We start from the raw sequence: 18,257 nt of genomic DNA on the forward strand, positions 1-18,257 counted from the left end.
GGTCACTGGCTGTTCGAGACGGGCACGCGTGCGAGCACCCGGCCGATGAGCTCGGCGGCCAGGTCCGAGTCGTCGCCGTCGCGTGGGATGATGCGGTGGGCGAGGATGTAGGGAGCCAGGGCCTGCACATCGTCAGGGGTGGCGTATGTCCGACCCGACAGGGCCGCCCGGGCCTTGGCCGCCCGCAGCAGATGGACGCCGCCGCGCGGTGAGCTGCCCAGCAGGATCGCCGGGTCGTTGCGGCTGGCGTGGAGGATGGCCACGATGTACTCGCGCAGCTGCCGGCTCGCGGAGACGTGCCGGACGATGCTGCGGGCCTGGACGATGTGCTCGAGGTTCGTCACCGCGGTCGCGGACTCGAGCGGGTCGTTCTGGATCTGGTTGTCGAGCAGGTCGACCTCGTCGGCCGTGGCCGGGTAACCCAATGAGATGCGGGTGAGGAAGCGGTCGCGCTGCGCCTCGGGCAGGGCATAGGTGCCCTCCATGTCGATCGGGTTCTGAGTGGCGATCACGACGAACGGGGTCGGCATCTGATAGGTCTGCCCGTCGACCGTGGCCTGGCCCTCGGCCATGCACTCGAGCATCGCGGACTGGGTCTTCGGAGAGGCGCGGTTGATCTCATCGGCGATGACGATGTTCGCGAAGACCGGCCCCTGCCGGAACTCGAAGTGGCGGGTCTCCTGATTGAACAGGTTGACGCCGACGACATCGGTCGGCAGCAGGTCGGGAGTGAACTGGATGCGGCGGACGGAACCGTCGACGACCTTGCCCATGGCCCGGGCCAGGAGGGTCTTGCCGACGCCCGGGACGTCCTCGAGCAGGACGTGGCCGCCGGCGAGCAGGGCGATGAGCGAGAGCCCGACCGCTTCGTCCTTGCCTTCGAGCACCGTGTTCATGGCCGTGCGCGCCCGCGAGGTCAGATGCTGGACCCATTCGATGTGCTGCGCACCGATCACGGAATTGGTCTGTGTTCCTTCTTGGCTGATCGACATACCCTCCATTGTTCCCTATGGGCGGCACTCCGGCCACACGAGGTTCTCCCAGGTTCCGCGCGCCCCACCTGTCTCGCCCCCACCTTCCTCCACGACGGAGTCCCCACTCGGCTCCCCACCCGCCTCCACGGCAGCCGCCCCACCCGGCTCCCCCCCCACTTTCCTCCACACGGGCCCTCCACTTTCCTCCCCACATCGATCCACCTCGGCGACGGAAATCCTCGAGATCGGCGAGTTCTCGCCGATCTCGGCGCGTGAGCGGTCCCTCGCCGAGGCGGCCCACCCTTGCGTGCGAACCCACCCCGGACGACCTCCGAGAACCGTTGCGACGCACCCGCGCGAAAAAATCCCCACTTTCCTCCACCTATCTGACCTGGGAAAACGTGAGAGTTTGAACACCGATGGGGCAAAACGCTGGAATACGTGGAGGGAAGTGGAGTACTGTGGTTGCTATCGGAGCCGATGGGTTTCGAAAGGGGTGAGACGACATGTTCTTGGGCACTCATATGCAGAAGCTCGACGACAAGGGTCGCCTCATCCTGCCCGCAAAGTTCCGCGAGGAGCTGTCGCCCGGACTCGTACTCACCCGTGGCCAGGAGAATTGCCTCACCCTGTTCCCCACCACGGAGTTCGAAGCCGAGCACGCGCGAATCCAGAACGCGCCGAAGACGAATAAGGAAGCCCGCGATTACCAGCGTGTGTTCCTGTCGGCGGCATTTGCGGACCAACCGGACAAACAGGGACGCATCACGGTCCCGAACATATTGCGGCAGTACGCATCACTGACACGGGAAGTCGCAGTGATCGGCATGGGCAACCGAGTCGAGATCTGGGACGCACCGACCTGGGAGGACTACCTCGTCGGCGCTCAGCAGGCCTTCGCCGAACGCGAGGAGGAGGTGATTCCCGGAGTGATCTGATTCTGCTCGGGCCTGATCCTTGCCCGCCGTGCTCGAGTTTCGGGGAACTTCCCCGTTTCCGAAGCTCGGACGTCCTGACACACTTCCCCGGTGCCAGGGCCGCGGCGGTCGAGGTTCTGGCTCCAGCAGCACCACCGACGACACCCACGGCAGAAGGACCCACGCATGACAGCACAGCACGTACCGGTGCTCCTCGAGCGTGTGGTCGAACTCATCGGCATCGGCGTCGAGGCCGCGCGAACGGCCGGACTGACCCCCGTGGTCGTCGACGGCACCCTGGGCATGGGCGGCCATGCCGAAGCCGTGCTCAGCGCCTTCGACGATGTCCACCTCGTCGGCATCGACCGCGACCAGCAGGCCATCGACATCGCCACCCGGCGACTGGCCCCCTTCGCCGAGCGCATCGACATCGTCCACGCCGTCGATGACGAGCTGCCAGAGCTGCTGACCGACCTCGGCATCGAATCCATCAGCGCGATCCTGCTCGACCTCGGCGTGTCCTCCCTGCAGCTGGACGAGGACGATCGCGGATTCTCCTACTCGCGGCCGGCGCCCCTGGACATGCGCATGGACCGGACGCAGGAGCTCACCGCCGCCGAGGTGCTCGCCACCTACTCCGAGGCCGATCTGCGCCGCATCCTGCGCGAGTACGGCGAGGAGAAGCTGGCCGGAAAGATCGCACGGATCATCGTCACCGACCGCGAGCACACCCCGTGGGAGACCTCGGATCAGCTCGCAGCGATGCTCGGCCGCGTGATCCCGCAGACGAAGAAGAAGTCCCACCCCGCCAAACGCACCTTCCAGGCCCTGCGCATCGAGGTCAACGACGAACTCGGTGTGCTGCGCACGGCCCTGCCGGCCGCACTGGAGGCGCTGCACCTGGGAGGGGTGGCCGTGATCGAGTCCTACCAGTCGCTCGAGGACACGATCGTGAAGAAGACCTTCCGCGCCGCCACCACCGCCTCGGCGCCGCCGGACATGCCGGTGGTCCCCGAAGTGCACCAGCCGTGGCTGTCCGAGATCATCCGCGGGGCCGAGACGGCCGATGCGAACGAGGCAGAGAACAATCCGCGGGCGGCCAGCGTCCGCCTGCGGGCAGTGCAGAAGATCAGGGAGGCACGATCGTGAGGAATTCCCAGGCGACCGCCACTCGGGCCCACTTCACCGAACGCCCGCGCCGGTACGAGGAGCCCGGCAGCCTGAGCCGACCGAAGCTGGCGCTGCTGAAGTTCGAACTGCCGAAGTCGCGCCTGCCGTTCTCGCTCATGTGCGTGGGGATCCTCGTGGCCACGCTCGTGGCCGTGCTGCTGCTGAACATCTTCGTGTCCCACACCTCGTACAAGGTCGATCAGCTGACGAGTCAGAAGGAGGCGCTGGTCGAGAAGAAGGACCGCCTCATCGAGGACAACTCGTACCGGGAGTCGCCGCAGAACATCGCGCTGGCCGCCGAGGAGCTCGGCCTCGTCCGCGATTCCTCGCCGGAGTTCCTCGACGCGAAGACCGGTGAGATCATCGACGCCCCCGGCATCGACGTCTCCGGTGAGAAGGAACCCACAGTCGTGCCCGGACCGCGCGCCGATACACGAGAAGACCTCCGACCCAATCTACGATCGGATGAGAAGCTCCCGGTCGTCGGGGGCAGCCCGAGCAAGGACATCGCGGCTCCGAGTCAGGAGACGCCGAAGTAGTCCGAGCTCACCGGGGTGCCGGACTCGGCCCGAACACCCGTGGAGCCATTCGCCGACAGAGCTAAGGACAGTGCAATGGGCCCAGCCAGGACTCGACTGAAGAAGAAGCGCAGCGGCAGCGGGCCCAATCTGCGCCTGCGGATGGGCATCATCGCCGCGCTGTCGATCCTCGCCCTGCTCGTCACCTCCGTCCGCCTCGTGTCGATCCAGGGCATGGACTCGATGAAGCTCGCAGAGAAGGCCCTGTCCAACCGTCTCGTCACCCGCACCCTGCCGGCCGACCGGGGGCAGATCATGGCCTCCGACGGCACCGTGCTCGCCGACAGCGTCTCGCGCTATCAGCTCGTCGTCGACCAGCAGAACGTCGCCCAATACAAGGTCGACGGCAAACTCGTCGGCGCCTGGGGAGCGGCCGAGGCCCTGGCCGAACCGCTCAACACCGATCCGGGCCTGATCTACCCGAAGCTCGTCGGCGACAAGCGCTGGAACCCTGTGGCCAAGGGGCTGACCTCCGAGACCTGGCAGGCGGTGAAGAAGCTCGACATCCTCGGCATCTCCGCAGAGGAGTACGCGGTGCGGTCCTATCCGGCCGGGGGGATCGCCGGCAACCTCGTCGGCTTCCTCAGCTCCGACGGTACCGCCCAGGCCGGACTCGAGATGGCCTATGACGAGCAGCTGTCGGGCACCGACGGCCAGCAGCAGTACGAGCGCGGTGCCCGCGGCGAGATCATCCCGCTCGGGGACAACAACATCAAGGACGCCGTCGACGGTCAGGGACTGCAGACGACGATCGACCCGGACCTGCAGTACTACGCCCAACAGGCCATCGAGGAGCAGCGGAAGGCGCACAAGGCCGAATCCGCCTCCATCGTGATCAAGGAGGTCAAGACCGGCAGGATCATCACCGCCGCCGATGCCCCCACCGTCGACCCGAACTCTCCGGGCAAGGTCGACGGCGACGACCGCGGCTCGCGCATCTTCACCGATATGTTCGAACCCGGCTCGACGGCGAAGATGGTCACCGCCGCGGCCCTGCTCGATCAGGGACTCGTCAGCCCCGAACAGGAATTCACCGTGCCCGACGAGTGGGAGGCGCCCAACGGCGAGGAGTTCCGCGACTCCCACGAACACCCTGACGAGAAGCTCACCTTCGCCGGCATCCTCGCCCAGTCCTCGAACACCGGAACCATCCTCGCCGGTCAGAAGCTCAGCGAGGCCGAGCGGTACGAATACATGAAGAAGTTCGGCTTCGGCTCCACCTCGGGCATCGGCTTCCCCGCCGAGACCGGAGGCATCCTCCACCCGTACAAGGACTGGGACGGCCGCACGAAGTACACCGTGATGTTCGGCCAGGGTGTGGCCGCGAACGCGCTGCAGACCACCGACGTCATCGCCACCATCGCCAATGGGGGAGTCCACGTGCCCTCGCAGCTGGTCGACGGCATGATCTCCCCGAACGGTTCGACGGTCCCGGTGCCCGCGGGTGAGAATCAGCGGGTCGTCAGCGAGAAGGCCGCCGATCAGACCCTGCGGATGCTCGAAGGCGTCGTGGCCGAAGGCACCGGCAAGTCCGCCCAGGTCTCCGGCTACCGGGTCGCGGGCAAGACCGGCACGGCACAGGCTCCCGCCGCCGAGGGCGGAGGCTACGACGGCTACACTGCTTCATTCGTGGGCGTGCTGCCGGCCGAGGACCCGCAATTGGCGATCTCCGTGACTTTGCAGAGGCCCAGAGACGGCTATTACGGTGGACAGGCCGCAGCTCCCGTCTTCTCCGATGTCGCAGGCTTCGCAATGCGGCATCTGAAGATCCCTCCGTCGACCGAGAAGCCCGACCTGCCTGCTCGAGAATGGAAATGATGCGACTTTCACAGCTGCTGCCGATCGCTCCCGGCACCCTCCACGGCGATCCTGAGACCACGGTCACGGGGGTCTCCCACGACTCACGCGCGGTCTCACCCGGACAGCTCTACGCCGCCCTGCCGGGGTCGAACGTCCACGGTGCGAAATTCGCTCCCGAGCTCATCCGCTCCGGCGTCGACGCGATCCTGACCGACGCCGCCGGCTGGGAGCTGATCACCGAAGCCCTGTCCGGCAGCGAGGACGACCGCGCCCGGCTGGAGACCGTGGCCGCGCTCATCGTCGACGCCCCGCGGGCGGTGCTCGGATTCGTCTCCGCGGCCGTCTACGGCACCACCTCGGTGCCGGAGCTCATCGGCGTCACCGGCACGAACGGCAAGACCACGACGACCTACCTCGCCGATGGGATGCTCGCGGCCCTGGGTCACCGCACCGCCGTCATCGGCACCGTGGCCATCCTCATCGCCGGTGACACCGTCCCGAGCGTGAGGACCACGCCCGAGGCGCCCGAACTGCACGCGCTGTTTGATAAGATGCGCGCCGCCGAGGTCGACACCTGCTCGATGGAGGTCTCCTCGCATGCGCTGAGCCAGCACCGCGTCGACGGGGCCCATTTCTCGGTCGCCGGATTCACCAACCTGTCCCAGGACCACCTCGACTTCCACAACACGATGGAGGAGTACTTTCAGGCCAAGGCGCAGCTGTTCACCCGCAGCTTCTCCGACCGGGCGGTCATCGTCGTCGAGGACGACTGGGGCGAGCGGATGGTCGCGGCCGCACAGGTGCCGGTGCGCACCCTCGGCCGCGATGCACGCAGCCAGTGGCGCATCGAACACACCCCGGGACGGTCGGACTTCGTCCTCCACCTCGGTCAGCCGGGACCGGACACGACCGCTATCGGGCTGCGGTCGCCCCTGCCGGGCGACTTCAACGTCACGAATACGGCCCTGGCCGCGGCCATGCTCATCGAATCCGGGATCAGCCCGGCCGAGATCGACGCCATCGGCTCGACCTTCGTGGCCACCGTGCCCGGCCGGATGGAGATCATCGACGTCTCGGGCCCGCGTGCGCTCGAGCAGACCCACCCCGAGACCCTGCCGCGGGCCATCGTCGACTATTCGCACACTCCCGATGCCATCGCCAAGGCCCTGTCGACGCTGCACGCCGATTCCGATGAGCTCATCATCGTCTTCGGCGCCGGCGGCGACCGCGACCGCGGCAAGCGCTTCGACATGGGCCGGGCCGCGGCGCGGGAAGCCGATGTGATCGTTCTCACCGACGACAATCCCCGTACCGAGGACCCGGCCGCGATCCGCGCCGCCATCAGGGAGGGCATCGACTCCGAGGTGGCCGGCGGGCGCGCACGTGTGAAAAAGATCATTGAGGTGCCCGACCGGGGCCGGGCCATCGACGAGGCGATCGCGGAGGCAGAGGCCTCTTCCACCGTGCTGATCGCGGGAAAGGGGCATGAGACAGGACAGACCGTGGGCACGACGGTGACCGAATTCGACGACCGGGCGAGGACACGCTCAGCGCTGTCCATGCGGCTGGGCGGCGCACAACCAGGTAAAGTTCACAGTTGATATGAAGCGACTGACTGCAGCCGAGATCGCAACCGCCGTCAATGGTGAGTTGTACGGCATCGACCCCGAGACCCCCCTGACCGCCGGTGTGGTGACCGATTCGAGAGAAGTCGGACCCGGCGACATCTACGTTGCCCGCCGAGGTGAGAGCCTCGACGGAATCGAGTTCGCCGCGGCCGCCGTCGAGGCGGGTGCGGCCCTGATCATCGGCGAATCCGTGCCGACCGTCGATGACGCGGCCCTGCCGACCGTCGTCGTGGCCGATGCCACCGAGGCGCTGGGCCAGCTGGCCAAGCACAGCGTCGAAGGTCTGCGCACCGAAGGCGAACTCACCGTCATCGCCATCACCGGCTCCGTGGGCAAGACCACGGTCAAGGACCTCGCCGCGGATCTGCTCGCCGGAGTGGACGAGACGGTGTGGCCGCCGAACTCCTACAACAACGAGGTCGGCGTGCCGCTGACGGCTCTGCGGGCCGTGGAGTCCACCCGCTTCCTCGTCCTCGAGATGGGGGCCCGCTCGATCGGCAACCTCGCCTATCTGACGAGCCTGCTGCGGCCCGACATCGCCGTCGAACTCGCCGTGGGAACCGCCCACTCCGGTGTGTTCGGCTCGATCGAGAACACCGCCCGGGCCAAGGCCGAACTCGTCGAATCCCTGACGGCCGGCTCGACCGCGGTGCTCAACGCCGATGACTCCCGTGTGGCCGGAATGCGCGAAGTCCTCGCCCCCGAGGTCGAGACCCTGTGGTTCTCCCAGCGCGAATCCCTGCCCGAATGGGTCGGTCAGTCCGATGCCGTCGTCCGCGGCACCGGGGTGAGCACGGACTCCTCCGGACATCCGACCTTCACCCTGAACCTGCCCGGTGAGGAGCCGCAGGACGTGCGTCTGGCTCTGATCGGCGAGCACCACGTCGGCAACGCCCTGGCCGCGGCCGCCATCGCCCACGCCTGCGGGGTCGGGACGAAACCGATCGTGACCACCCTGTCGACCTCCTCGGCCGCGAGCCGGTGGCGGATGGAGCTCATCGACTCGCCCTCGGGCGTGACCGTGCTCAACGACGCCTACAACGCGAACCCCGAATCCATGCGGGCCTCCCTGAAGACCCTGGCCTCGATGGGCCGCGGGGACGAGGAGAACCGTCCGCGCCGGACCTTCGCCGTACTCGGAGAGATGCTCGAACTCGGTGAGGAGTCCGTGTCCGCGCATTCGGACATCGGCGAACTCGTCGTCCGGCTCAACATCACCCGCACGATCGTCGTCGGCGAGGGTGCGAAACCGATCTTCAACGCCGCGAACCTCGAGGGCTCCTGGGGCAACGAGGCGACCTGGGTCGCCACCGCCGCCGAGGCGAAGGATCTGCTGAACGCCGAACTCGCCGCCGGAGACATCGTCCTGTTCAAATCCTCCCGAGACGCAGGTCTGCGCTACCTCGGAGACGAAATCGCCGGCGTATCGGGGGCCCAATGATAGCCGTACTGCTCGCAGCCTGTCTGGCGCTCATCCTCGCGCTGGTGGGCACCCCGCTGTTCATCCGGGTGCTCGTCAAGCAGGGATACGGCCAGTTCGTCCGTGACGACGGTCCGACCTCGCATGCGACCAAGCGCGGCACCCCGACCATGGGCGGAGTCGTCATCATCGGCGCCGCCATCCTCGCCTACCTGCTCGGACACCTGTTCACCGGTTCCGTGCCGACGGCCTCGGGTCTGCTCGTGCTGTGGCTGGCCGGCGGCCTCGGCGTCGTCGGATTCCTCGATGACTTCATCAAGATCAGGAAGCAGCGATCTCTCGGCCTGCGGCCGGTGCCCAAGCTCATCGGTCAGGCCTTCGTCGGCATCTCCTTCGCCGTGCTCGCCCTGCAGTTCCCGAACTCCTTCGGCGAGACCCCGGCGTCGACGAAGATCTCATTCATCCGCGACACGAACCTCGACCTCGCGTTCGGTTCGGCCGTGCTCGGGCTCATCCTGTTCGTCATCTGGGCCAACCTCATCGTCACGGCGGTCTCGAACGCGGTCAACCTCACCGACGGCCTCGACGGACTCGCCGCCGGTGCTTCGGTCGTCGTCTTCGCCGCCTACGTCGTCATCGGCACATGGCAGTCGACCCAGAACTGCAACCTCATGTCCGAGGCCACGAACGCCTGCTATTACATGCGCGACCCCCGCGACCTCGCGATGGTCGCCGGAGCCATGGCCGCGGCCTGCTTCGGGTTCCTGTGGTTCAACACCTCACCGGCGAAGATCTTCATGGGCGACACGGGCTCGCTGGCCCTCGGCGGTGCCTTCGCCGGGCTGGCGATCATGTCGCGGACCGAACTGCTGCTCATCGTCCTCGGCGGACTTTTCGTGATCATCACCCTGTCCGTGATCATCCAGGTCGTGTCGTTCAAGACCACCGGCAAACGGGTGTTCAGGATGGCGCCGCTGCAGCACCACTTCGAACTCAAGGGCTGGGCCGAAGTGACGATCGTGGTCAGATTCTGGATCATCGCCGCACTCTTCGTCATCGCCGGCATCTGCCTCTTCTACGCCGAATGGGTGTCGCGAGTTGGCTGAGAACCGTCCCGACACCGCACCTGCCGAGACCTCGCCTGCCGACGGCTCGGCTGCCGCGAGCCCCGACGCCGGGACTCCTGCCGCGGCGATCCCGGAGGCGCTGAGCGGGCCGAGTTCCTCCCTGGCCGGGCTGCGCATCCTCGTCACCGGCCTCGGCGTGACGGGATTCCCCGCGGCCGTCCACCTCGGCGAACGCGGAGCCGATGTCATCGTCATCGACGGCGACGACACCTCCGATGTCAGCGAGAAGGTCCAGATCCTCGAGGTCTTCGACGTCGACATCCGCCGCGGTGCCCAGCACGTCGAGACCCTGCCCGAAGGACGCATCGACCTCGTCGTGACCTCACCCGGCTGGCGGCCGGATCAGCCCGTGCTCGCCGCGGCCGCCGCGGCCGGCATCCCCGTCATCGGCGAGGTCGAACTGGCCTGGCGGATCCGGGGCACCAACGACGCGAAATGGCTGGCGATCACCGGCACCAACGGCAAGACGACGACCACGACGATGCTCGAATCGATGCTGCTGGCCGCCGGGCTCAGGGCCAAGGCCTGCGGCAACATCGGCACGCCGCTGCTCGAGGCCGTGCTCGAGCCGGGACTCGAGGTGCTCGCGATCGAACTCTCGAGCTTCCAGCTGCACTGGCAGGAGTCGATGAGCGCCGATGCCGCGGCCGTGCTCAACATCGCCCCCGACCACCTCGATTGGCACGGCAGCGCCGAGGCCTATGCGGCCGATAAGGCGAAGATCTATCACAATGCCAAGCTCGCCTGCGTCTACAACTGCGCCGACGATGTGACCCTGCACATGGTCGAGGACGCCGATGTCATCGAGGGGGCGAAGGCGATCGGCTTCACCACCGGCGTGCCCCGTCCCGGCGAGCTCGGTGTGGTCGAGGACCTGCTCGTCGACCGTGCGTTCATCCCGCAGCGGTACTCCTCGGCGGCCGAACTCGCAGCCGTCAGGGACGTCGCGATCGCCACCGGCGTCGACGGCAGCCGACCCGCCGCCCACCAGGTGGCCAACGCCCTGGCCGCCGCCTGCCTGGCCCGCGCCATCGACGTGCCGGGGCAGGCGATCTCGGCGGGGCTGCGCAATCATTCCCTCGGCGCCCACCGCATGGTCACCGTGGCCGAGTCCGATGGCGTCCGCTGGGTCGATGACTCGAAGGCGACGAACACGCACGCCGCGAACGCCTCCCTGGCCAGCTTCGACAAGATCGTGTGGATCGCCGGCGGACTGCCCAAGGGCGCCGACTTCACCTCCCTGCTGACCGACCACGGGGACCGAATCAGAGCGCTCGTGCTCATCGGAGCCGATGATTCGGCCTTCCGCCAGGCCATCGCCTCCGCCGGCACCGATTTCGAGGTCGTCCGGATCGAACCGGCTCTGGGCATCGACTCCGGAGTGCCCAAGCGCCGCGGCGAGGCAGTGGCCGCGGCCGCCGTCGCAGCGGCGGCGGATCTGGCCGAAGCCGGGGACACCGTGCTGCTGGCTCCGGCGGCGGCGAGTATGGACCAGTTCCTGAACTACAATACGCGCGGAGAGCTGTTTACCGAGGCCGTGCACACCCACCTGGGGCGCTGAGATGGGACGGCAGACCACCGCGAAGGCGGATGCACGCCGCCGGAAGAAGACAGCGAGGACATCCGCTGCCACCTCCGCGGCCACGGTCACCGCAACATCGTCGAAGTCTGCCGCGACGAAGAAGCCGAGGGTCGAGAATCCGACCGCGCGGGGCACCTCCACCGCCAAGAGACCGGCGGCCGAGAAGTCCGCGGCGACGAAGACCACCGCGAAGAGACCGACGACCGGGAAGCCCGCGGCGACGAAGACCACCCCGGGCAGGAAACCGCCGGCCAAGAAGTCCGCAGGCAGAAAGCCGCCGACCAAGAGCACTGCCGGAACCAAGAGCAGCACCGGTGCCAAGAGCACCGCGACGGCGACGGGCACCGCGAAGAGCACCTCGGTGCTCAGGCACGCCTGGGCGCACCTGCGCGAAGACTTCGCCCGCGTGTCCGCATACCCGCTGACGACCTACTACCTCATCCTCGTCTCCGTGCTGGCACTGACCGGCCTCGGCCTGGTGATGGTGCTCTCGGCGTCCTCGATCACCTCCTACGACGGAGGAGAGGGCTCGTCCTTCGCCTACTTCAACAAACAGGCGCTCTTCGCCGGGATCGGCATCGCACTCATGATCGTGGCCAGCCTCATGCCGCTGCGCGTCTGGCGCGGACTCGCCTGGTGGGCGATGCTCGGCGGTGTGGTCATGCAGGCGGCGGTCTTCGTGCCCGGCTTCGGCAAGGAAGCCAAGGGCAATGCGAACTGGATCGGCTTCGGCGGCTTGCAGGTCCAGCCCTCCGAATTCCTCAAGGTCGCACTGGCCCTGTGGCTCGGTCTCATCCTCGCCCAGAAATACGGCAGGATGACGACCTTCGGCCACGCCATGATCCCCGTCGTGCCCGGTGTGCTCATCGCCGTCGGCCTCGTCGTCGGCGGCAACGACCTCGGCACCGGCCTCGTCCTCATGGCCATGGCCGTGGTGTGCCTGTTCATCGGCGGCTTCCCGATGAAGTACTTCCTGCTGCTGGGCGGCGTCCTGACCGCGGCCGTCGTCTTCTTCGTCCTCAGCTCCGAGAACCGCCTCAAACGCATCCAGGCCATGCTCACCGGCCATGCCGACCAGACCGCGGCCGACACCATGGGACAGGCCTGGCAGTCCAACCACGGACTGTTCTCCCTGGCCTCCGGCGGCTGGCTCGGGGTCGGACTCGGCGCCAGCCGGGAGAAGTGGTCCTGGCTGCCCGAGGCCCACAACGACTTCATCTTCGCCATCATCGGCGAAGAGCTCGGCCTGATCGGCAGCCTCGTCGTCGTCTTCGTCTTCGCCGTCCTGGGCTACGGTATGGTCCGGGTGGTCATGCGCTCCGAGAACCTCATGGTCCAGGTCACCACCGCCGGCTACTTCGCCCTGCTGATCGGGCAGGCCGCCATCAACATCGGCGTCGTCACCGGGCTGCTGCCCGTCATCGGCCTGCCCCTGCCCTTCGTCTCCTACGGCGGCTCATCGATCATCGCCTCCCTGCTGGCGGTCGGTGTGCTGCTGTCATTCGCCCGCAGCGAACCGGGCGCCGAGGCGGCCATCGCCGTCCACAAGGGTCGCCTGCGATCCTCGTTCGCCGTGTTTGCCCGCAAGAGAAGGAAATGAGATGACGAGTATCCTCCTGGCCGGTGGAGGCACCACCGGCCATATCTCGCCGATGCTGGCGATCGGCCGCGAACTGCGACGGGTCCACCCCGACTGGGACGTCGTGGCTCTGGGCACCCCCGACGGGCTCGAGGCCGACATCGTGCCGGCCGCGGGATTCGAACTGCTCACCATCGACAAGGTCCCCATGCCCCGGTCGCTCAGCCCCGCCCTGCTGAGATTCCCCGGACGCTTCTGGTCCAACATCTCCGAGGTCAAGCGGATTATCTCCTCCCGGAGCATCTCGGCCGTCGTCGGCGTCGGCGGCTATGTCTGCCCGCCGGCCTTCCTCGCCGCGCGGCTGGCGAAGATCCCGCTCATCGTCCACGAAGCCAATGCGAAACCCGGGATGGCCAACCGCCTCGGCGCGAAGCTGACCAGCAACGGCCGGGTCGGCATCACCTTCCCCGATACCGAGCTTCCCGGCTCCACCCTCGTCGGCATGCCCATGCCCAGTGAGATCACCGGCCTCGACCGCAGTGACGAATCCGCCAGGGCGGGCTTCCGGGCCGAGCTCGGACTCCGCGATGACCGACCCGTGCTCGTCGTCACCGGCGGATCCTCCGGGGCCCAGAGGATCAACGAAGCCTTCCTCGACGCCGCCGCCGGTTTCCAGGACGCGGAAGTCCAGGTCCTGCACATCACCGGTGCCGGCAAGGGCGATGAGCTCCGCGCGGCCACCGAGGCGCTGCCGGACTACCACGTCGTCGACTACGTCAACGGCATGCACCGGGCCTATGCCGTCGCCGACCTCCTCGTCGCCCGCTCCGGTGCCGCCACCGTCTCCGAAGCCAGCGTGGCCGGTGTGCCGGCACTCTACGTGCCCCTGGCGATCGGCAACGGAGAGCAGCGGCTCAACGCGGCCGGCAGCGTCCGGGCCGGCGCCTCGCTGATGGTCGACAACGCCGACTTCAGCCGCGCCACCGTCGAGGAGACGATCCTGCCGCTGATGAATGACCGGGCCCGACTGGAGCAGATGAGCCGAGCCGCCCTGTCCCTGAACTATCCCACCGATGCCGCGGAGCGAATGGCCGCCATCGTCACCCGAGCGCTGGAAGGCTGAACATGACCACTGCGAACATCGTCCCGGTAAGCGAACTCGGCGCCGTCCACTTCATCGGCATCGGTGGCTCGGGGATGTCCGGAATCGCCCGGATCATGGTCATGAACGGGGTCACGGTCTCCGGATCGGATGCGAAGGAGTCCTCCGTCGTCGAGGTGCTGCGGACCCTGGGCGCGACGGTGACGATCGGACATTCGGCCGACAACCTCGGCGAGGCCGACACCCTCGTGATCTCCTCGGCCATCCGCCGGGACAATCCCGAACTCGTCGAGGCGCAGCGCCGCGGGCTGCGCATCCTCCACCGCTCCGGGGCCCTGGCCTCGCTCATGGCCGACCGGCGGGCGGTGGCAGTGGCCGGCACGCACGGCAAGACCACGACCACCTCGATGGCCACCGTGGCCCTGCAGGCCAGCGGCGTCGACCCGTCCTTCGTCATCGGGGGAGTGCTGTCGACGACGGGCACGAATGCGCATTCGGGCACCGGTGACGTCTTCGTCGCCGAGGCGGACGAATCCGACGGCTCCTTCCTGCTCTACGAGCCCGTCATCGGAATCCTCACGAACGTCGAAGCCGACCACCTCGACCACTACGGGACACCGGAGAAGGTGCGGGAGGCGTTCATCGAATTCTGCAACGGCATCCAGTCGCGGTCCGGCACGATCATCGCCTGCGCCGACGATCCCGGTTCCCATGACGTGGCGGCACAGGCGCGTGCGCAGGGCGCCGAGGTCCTCCTCTACGGCACGGGCCCCGAGGCCGACATCGTCCTGCGCGATCTCGACTCCGGCGTCGGTTCGCGCTTCGTCCTCGACCTGCCCGGCCGCGCAGAGCCGCTGCCGGTCGAACTGCGGCAGCCGGGACTGCACAACGCACTCAACGCCACCGCCGCGATCGCTGTGGCCCACAGCCTCGGCGCCGATGTCGAACGCGCCGCCGCCGGGCTGGCCGGATACGGGGGCACCCGCCGCCGCTTCGAGGAACGCGGCATCGCCGGCGGTGTGCGCGTCATCGACGACTACGCCCACCACCCCACCGAGCTGCGCGCCGTGCTGGCCGCCGCCCGCGGAGTCGTCACCGACGGCGGGCGCGTATGGGCGATCTTCCAGCCCCATCTGTACTCGCGGACCATGGAGTTCCGGGAGGAGTTCGGCCAGGCCCTGGGGCTGGCCGATGAGGTCGTCGTCCTCGACGTCTTCCCCGCCCGCGAGGACCCCGTGCCCGGAGTCACCGGGGCGCTGATCGCCGATCGCGTCCCGCACGATCACGTCACCTTCGAAGAGTCCTTCGCCGAGGCGGTCCCGTTCGTCGCCGCACGCGTGCGACCCGGTGACCTCGTGCTCACTCTCGGCGCCGGGGATGTGACGATCCTCGGGCCCGAGCTGCTGAGCGCGCTGGAGAGCTGAGACACATGGCGCCGCTTCCTCCGCCCCGCACCGGCGACCACTCCACCGCCGATCTCACCGGAGTCATCCGGGCCCGCCGGTGGCAGCTGTGGCGTCCCCGACTCATCGGCCTCGGCATCGTCGCCGTCGTGATCACGCTCGCCGCTGTCGCCTGGTTCTCGCCGGTGCTCGCGCTGGAGAAGGTGAACGTGAGCGGTGGGGAGCTCGTCGACCACGACAAGGTCAGTGACTTCGTCCTCGACGCCGATGGCGGGACCCCGCTGCCACAGGTGCGAACCGGCGAGGTCGAGGACTCCGTTCTCGAGCAGTTCCCGAAGGCCGCCGAGGCTGCGGTCCACTACGCGGGCCCGCGGACGCTGAAGATCGAGATCACCGACCGGACCCCTGTGCTCGCGGTCGAGGGGGCGTCGGGCTACCGGCTCTACGACGGTCAGGCCGTCGACCTCGGCGTCGTGGACGAGGCCCCGAAGGACCTGACCGTGCTCGGCTCCGACGACGACCCGGACCGTGCCACCGTGGCCGCGGTCGTCCGGTTCATGGGCAGTCTGCGTCCGGAGCTGCGCGAACAGCTGTCGACGATCGAGGCCGAGGACAAGAACAGTCTGCAGGGACGTCTGGACACCGGCGACCACCAGGCGACGGTCGTCTTCGGCGATTCGTCCAACCCGAGTCTCAAGGTCCGCACCGCCGTCCAACTCGCCTCCGCCGGACGCACGGAGATCGACGTATCCGTACCCTCGGTGCCGGTGACGGACTGAGCCGGATGCCGCCTGCGGCCCGATTGCCCGCGTTTGGGCCCGACACACCGCGTGGCGTGTTTGGCCGAAGTCCGACACTCCGGGGAGAATGGTTGCAGTGCTGTTGCCTGGCCCAATAGCCTCAAGGCACAGAACACAGACCGAATGCGCACGCAGACCTTGCGTGGCTGAAGCGCTTGAGACGAGGAACCGACTTGGCTGAATTCCCACAATCCGGAGCGGATATCAAAGTTGCCGGGACCGGCGGCGGCGGTGTCAACGCTGTACAGAGGATGATCGACGTCGGCCTGCGCGGCGTGGAGTTCATCGCAATCAACACCGATGCCCAGGCACTCGTCCTCTCCGATGCCGATGTCAAGCTCGAGATCGGTCGTGACCAGACCCGAGGGCTCGGAGCCGGAGCGGACCCGGAGATCGGCCGCAAGGCCGCCGAATCCTCCGAAGACGCCATCCGCGACGCCCTCGAGGGCGCCGATATGGTCTTCGTCACCGCCGGTGAGGGCGGCGGAACCGGAACCGGTGCCGCTCCCGTGGTGGCCCGTGTCGCCCGCTCGCTGGGCTCGCTGACCATCGGTGTCGTCACCCGCCCGTTCACCTTCGAGGGACGGCGTCGTTCCGCGCAGGCCGAAGCCGGCATCGCCGCTCTGCGCGAAGAGGTCGACACCCTCATCGTCATCCCGAACGACCGTCTGCTCTCGATCTCCGACCGCAGCGTGTCCGTCGTCGAGGCCTTCCGCTCGGCCGACGAGGTGCTGCGCTCCGGTGTGCAGGGCATCACCGACCTCATCTCGGTCCCGGGCCTGATCAACCTCGACTTCGCCGACGTCAAGTCGGTGATGCAGGACGCGGGCACCGCGCTCATGGGCATCGGCGCCGCCACCGGCGATGACCGAGCCGTCCAGGCCGCCGAATCCGCCATCGCCTCCCCGCTGCTGGAAGCCAGCATCGACGGCGCCCACGGGGTGCTCTTCTGCATCACCGGCGGCGGCGACCTCGGACTGTTCGAGGTCAACGAGGCGGCGCGACTGGTCCAGGAGGCCGCCCACCCCGAGGCGAACATCATCTTCGGTGCCGTCATCGACGACAACATCGGCGACGAATGCCGTGTCACGGTCATAGCCGCAGGCTTCGACAACAGCGCGCCGAACGCGGAGACCGCCGGTGTCGAACCGGTCCCGGCCGCCGTCCCGGCGACTGCGAGCACCGAGTCCGAGACCGAGACCGACTCCGCAGCGATCGAGACCGAGTCCGAGGATCCGGAGACGAGCGAGAGCGCGTCACCGCGGCGGAACGAGGAGCATCAGATCCCGGCGACCCTGCCGAGCGAACGCAGCGCCTCGAACGCCGACAGCGATCTCGATATCCCCGACTTCCTCAAGTAATATGCTGCGCTCGAGGTTCGTCATCCCGGGCAGCCGCACCGCGCACGTGGCCTTCACGGACCGGCACGGTGGGTACTCGAGCGGGGACTTCGCCTCGTTCAACCTCGCCCGTCACGTCGGAGACGATGACGAACTCGTCGCCGCCAACCGTGCCGCACTCGCTCAGGTCCTGGGCTTGAGCGGGGAGCGGCTGGCCTTCGTCGCCCAGGTCCACGGCACCTCGGTGCGGACCATCAGCGACGAGGCCGAACTGCGCTCGGGGCCGATCGAAGCCGATGCCCAGATCACGAACCTCACGGGCATCGGCCTGGCGATCATGGTCGCCGACTGCACTCCCGTCATGCTCGCCGATCCGGAGGTCGGGCTCATCGCCGCCGTCCACGCCGGTCGGCAGGGAATGGCCGCGGGCGTGGTGCCCACCACGCTGGCGGCCATGCGCGAGGCCGGGGCGGATCGGATCCACGCGGTGATCGGACCCTCGGTCTGCCCCCGCTGCTACGAAGTCTCAGCCGAATTGCGCGCCGAGGTCGCCGCGATCGAACCCACGGCCGCCTCGGTGTCGGTCTCGGGAACACCGGCACTCGACGTCGCCGGGGCCGTGGCCGAACAGCTCAGTCGTGAGTCAGTGATCATCGATCAGTTCTCACGCACCTGCACGAAGGAATCCGAGGACCTGTTCTCCTACCGCAGGCAGTCCACGACGGGCCGGTTCGCAGGCATCATCTGGCTGCAGGAAGAAAAGACCACGACACACCCATAGGACTCACCCGCCCCACGGTCCGCGTGCGATAGTTTGGGCGACAGGTGAGCAAGTGC

General features: G+C 67.9%; 15 protein-coding genes. 14 read left to right on the forward strand and 1 reads right to left on the reverse strand.

Going from position 1 to position 18,257, the window contains the following annotated elements:
- Positions 1-2 precede the first annotated feature (2 nt).
- Complete coding sequence (locus tag IG171_RS05205) at positions 3-992, reverse strand: AAA family ATPase (protein WP_212130370.1); 990 nt, start codon at positions 990-992, stop codon at positions 3-5.
- A gap of 488 nt (positions 993-1,480) precedes the next feature.
- Between IG171_RS05205 and mraZ the strand changes: the two genes are divergently transcribed.
- From mraZ to pgeF, 14 genes are all read left to right on the forward strand, one after another.
- Positions 1,481-1,912, forward strand: coding sequence for a division/cell wall cluster transcriptional repressor MraZ (gene mraZ, locus IG171_RS05210; RefSeq protein WP_101553353.1), 432 nt, complete (start codon positions 1,481-1,483; stop codon positions 1,910-1,912).
- A 165-nt stretch (positions 1,913-2,077) separates the two neighbouring features.
- Positions 2,078-3,040: a 16S rRNA (cytosine(1402)-N(4))-methyltransferase RsmH gene (rsmH, locus tag IG171_RS05215; RefSeq protein WP_212130372.1), complete on the forward strand. Its 963-nt coding sequence runs from the start codon at positions 2,078-2,080 to the stop codon at positions 3,038-3,040.
- Complete coding sequence (locus tag IG171_RS05220) at positions 3,037-3,600, forward strand: hypothetical protein (protein WP_212130374.1); 564 nt, start codon at positions 3,037-3,039, stop codon at positions 3,598-3,600. Before rsmH ends, IG171_RS05220 begins: the two co-directional genes overlap by 4 nt.
- Positions 3,601-3,675: 75 nt before the next feature.
- On the forward strand, positions 3,676-5,457 hold the full coding sequence (locus tag IG171_RS05225) for a penicillin-binding protein 2 (RefSeq protein ID WP_212130376.1): 1,782 nt from the start codon (positions 3,676-3,678) through the stop codon (positions 5,455-5,457).
- Positions 5,454-7,040, forward strand: coding sequence for a UDP-N-acetylmuramoyl-L-alanyl-D-glutamate--2,6-diaminopimelate ligase (locus IG171_RS05230; RefSeq protein WP_212130378.1), 1,587 nt, complete (start codon positions 5,454-5,456; stop codon positions 7,038-7,040). The genes IG171_RS05225 and IG171_RS05230 overlap by 4 nt, the downstream gene beginning before the upstream one ends.
- Position 7,041: 1 nt before the next feature.
- A complete protein-coding gene (gene murF, locus IG171_RS05235) occupies positions 7,042-8,508 on the forward strand; it encodes a UDP-N-acetylmuramoyl-tripeptide--D-alanyl-D-alanine ligase (RefSeq protein WP_212130379.1) in 1,467 nt (488 codons plus the stop codon).
- Complete coding sequence (gene mraY / locus IG171_RS05240; protein WP_212130380.1) at positions 8,505-9,593, forward strand: phospho-N-acetylmuramoyl-pentapeptide-transferase; 1,089 nt, start codon at positions 8,505-8,507, stop codon at positions 9,591-9,593. Before murF ends, mraY begins: the two co-directional genes overlap by 4 nt.
- Positions 9,594-9,681: 88 nt before the next feature.
- Positions 9,682-11,175 carry a UDP-N-acetylmuramoyl-L-alanine--D-glutamate ligase gene (gene murD / locus IG171_RS05245; protein ID WP_249204307.1) on the forward strand — a complete coding sequence of 498 codons (1,494 nt, stop codon included), beginning with the start codon at positions 9,682-9,684 and terminating at the stop codon, positions 11,173-11,175.
- Between the two features lies 1 nt (position 11,176).
- Positions 11,177-12,796: a putative lipid II flippase FtsW gene (gene ftsW, locus IG171_RS05250; protein ID WP_212130382.1), complete on the forward strand. Its 1,620-nt coding sequence runs from the start codon at positions 11,177-11,179 to the stop codon at positions 12,794-12,796.
- A 1-nt stretch (position 12,797) separates the two neighbouring features.
- The gene (locus IG171_RS05255) at positions 12,798-13,898 is read left to right on the forward strand and encodes a UDP-N-acetylglucosamine--N-acetylmuramyl-(pentapeptide) pyrophosphoryl-undecaprenol N-acetylglucosamine transferase (protein WP_212130383.1); all 1,101 of its coding nucleotides are present in this window, start codon (positions 12,798-12,800) and stop codon (positions 13,896-13,898) included.
- Positions 13,899-13,900: 2 nt separating this feature from the next.
- Positions 13,901-15,301 carry a UDP-N-acetylmuramate--L-alanine ligase gene (gene murC, locus IG171_RS05260; protein ID WP_212130384.1) on the forward strand — a complete coding sequence of 467 codons (1,401 nt, stop codon included), beginning with the start codon at positions 13,901-13,903 and terminating at the stop codon, positions 15,299-15,301.
- 5 nt (positions 15,302-15,306) lie between these two features.
- Complete coding sequence (locus tag IG171_RS05265; RefSeq protein WP_212130385.1) at positions 15,307-16,059, forward strand: FtsQ-type POTRA domain-containing protein; 753 nt, start codon at positions 15,307-15,309, stop codon at positions 16,057-16,059.
- 194 nt (positions 16,060-16,253) lie between these two features.
- On the forward strand, positions 16,254-17,441 hold the full coding sequence (ftsZ, locus tag IG171_RS05270; protein ID WP_212130386.1) for a cell division protein FtsZ: 1,188 nt from the start codon (positions 16,254-16,256) through the stop codon (positions 17,439-17,441).
- Between the two features lies 1 nt (position 17,442).
- Entirely contained in the window at positions 17,443-18,201 is a 759-nt protein-coding gene (gene pgeF, locus IG171_RS05275) for a peptidoglycan editing factor PgeF (protein WP_212130388.1), read from the forward strand.
- Positions 18,202-18,257: the final 56 nt, after the last annotated feature.

Origin of the sequence: Brevibacterium sp. SMBL_HHYL_HB1 (assembly GCF_018208375.1) — a bacterium.
Taxonomy (GTDB): Bacteria; Actinomycetota; Actinomycetes; order Actinomycetales; family Brevibacteriaceae; genus Brevibacterium; species Brevibacterium intestinavium.

Excerpts from the sequence above, each read along its gene's own strand:
- IG171_RS05205 (WP_212130370.1), bottom strand. The coding sequence starts at position 992 with ATGTCGATCAGCCAAGAAGGAACACAGACCAATTCCGTGATCGGTGCG.
- mraZ (WP_101553353.1), top strand. The coding sequence starts at position 1,481 with ATGTTCTTGGGCACTCATATGCAGAAGCTCGACGACAAGGGTCGCCTC.
- rsmH (WP_212130372.1), top strand. The coding sequence starts at position 2,078 with ATGACAGCACAGCACGTACCGGTGCTCCTCGAGCGTGTGGTCGAACTC.
- IG171_RS05225 (WP_212130376.1), top strand. The coding sequence starts at position 3,676 with ATGGGCCCAGCCAGGACTCGACTGAAGAAGAAGCGCAGCGGCAGCGGG.
- IG171_RS05230 (WP_212130378.1), top strand. The coding sequence starts at position 5,454 with ATGATGCGACTTTCACAGCTGCTGCCGATCGCTCCCGGCACCCTCCAC.
- murF (WP_212130379.1), top strand. The coding sequence starts at position 7,042 with ATGAAGCGACTGACTGCAGCCGAGATCGCAACCGCCGTCAATGGTGAG.
- mraY (WP_212130380.1), top strand. The coding sequence starts at position 8,505 with ATGATAGCCGTACTGCTCGCAGCCTGTCTGGCGCTCATCCTCGCGCTG.
- ftsW (WP_212130382.1), top strand. The coding sequence starts at position 11,177 with ATGGGACGGCAGACCACCGCGAAGGCGGATGCACGCCGCCGGAAGAAG.
- IG171_RS05255 (WP_212130383.1), top strand. The coding sequence starts at position 12,798 with ATGACGAGTATCCTCCTGGCCGGTGGAGGCACCACCGGCCATATCTCG.
- murC (WP_212130384.1), top strand. The coding sequence starts at position 13,901 with ATGACCACTGCGAACATCGTCCCGGTAAGCGAACTCGGCGCCGTCCAC.
- IG171_RS05265 (WP_212130385.1), top strand. The coding sequence starts at position 15,307 with ATGGCGCCGCTTCCTCCGCCCCGCACCGGCGACCACTCCACCGCCGAT.
- pgeF (WP_212130388.1), top strand. The coding sequence starts at position 17,443 with ATGCTGCGCTCGAGGTTCGTCATCCCGGGCAGCCGCACCGCGCACGTG.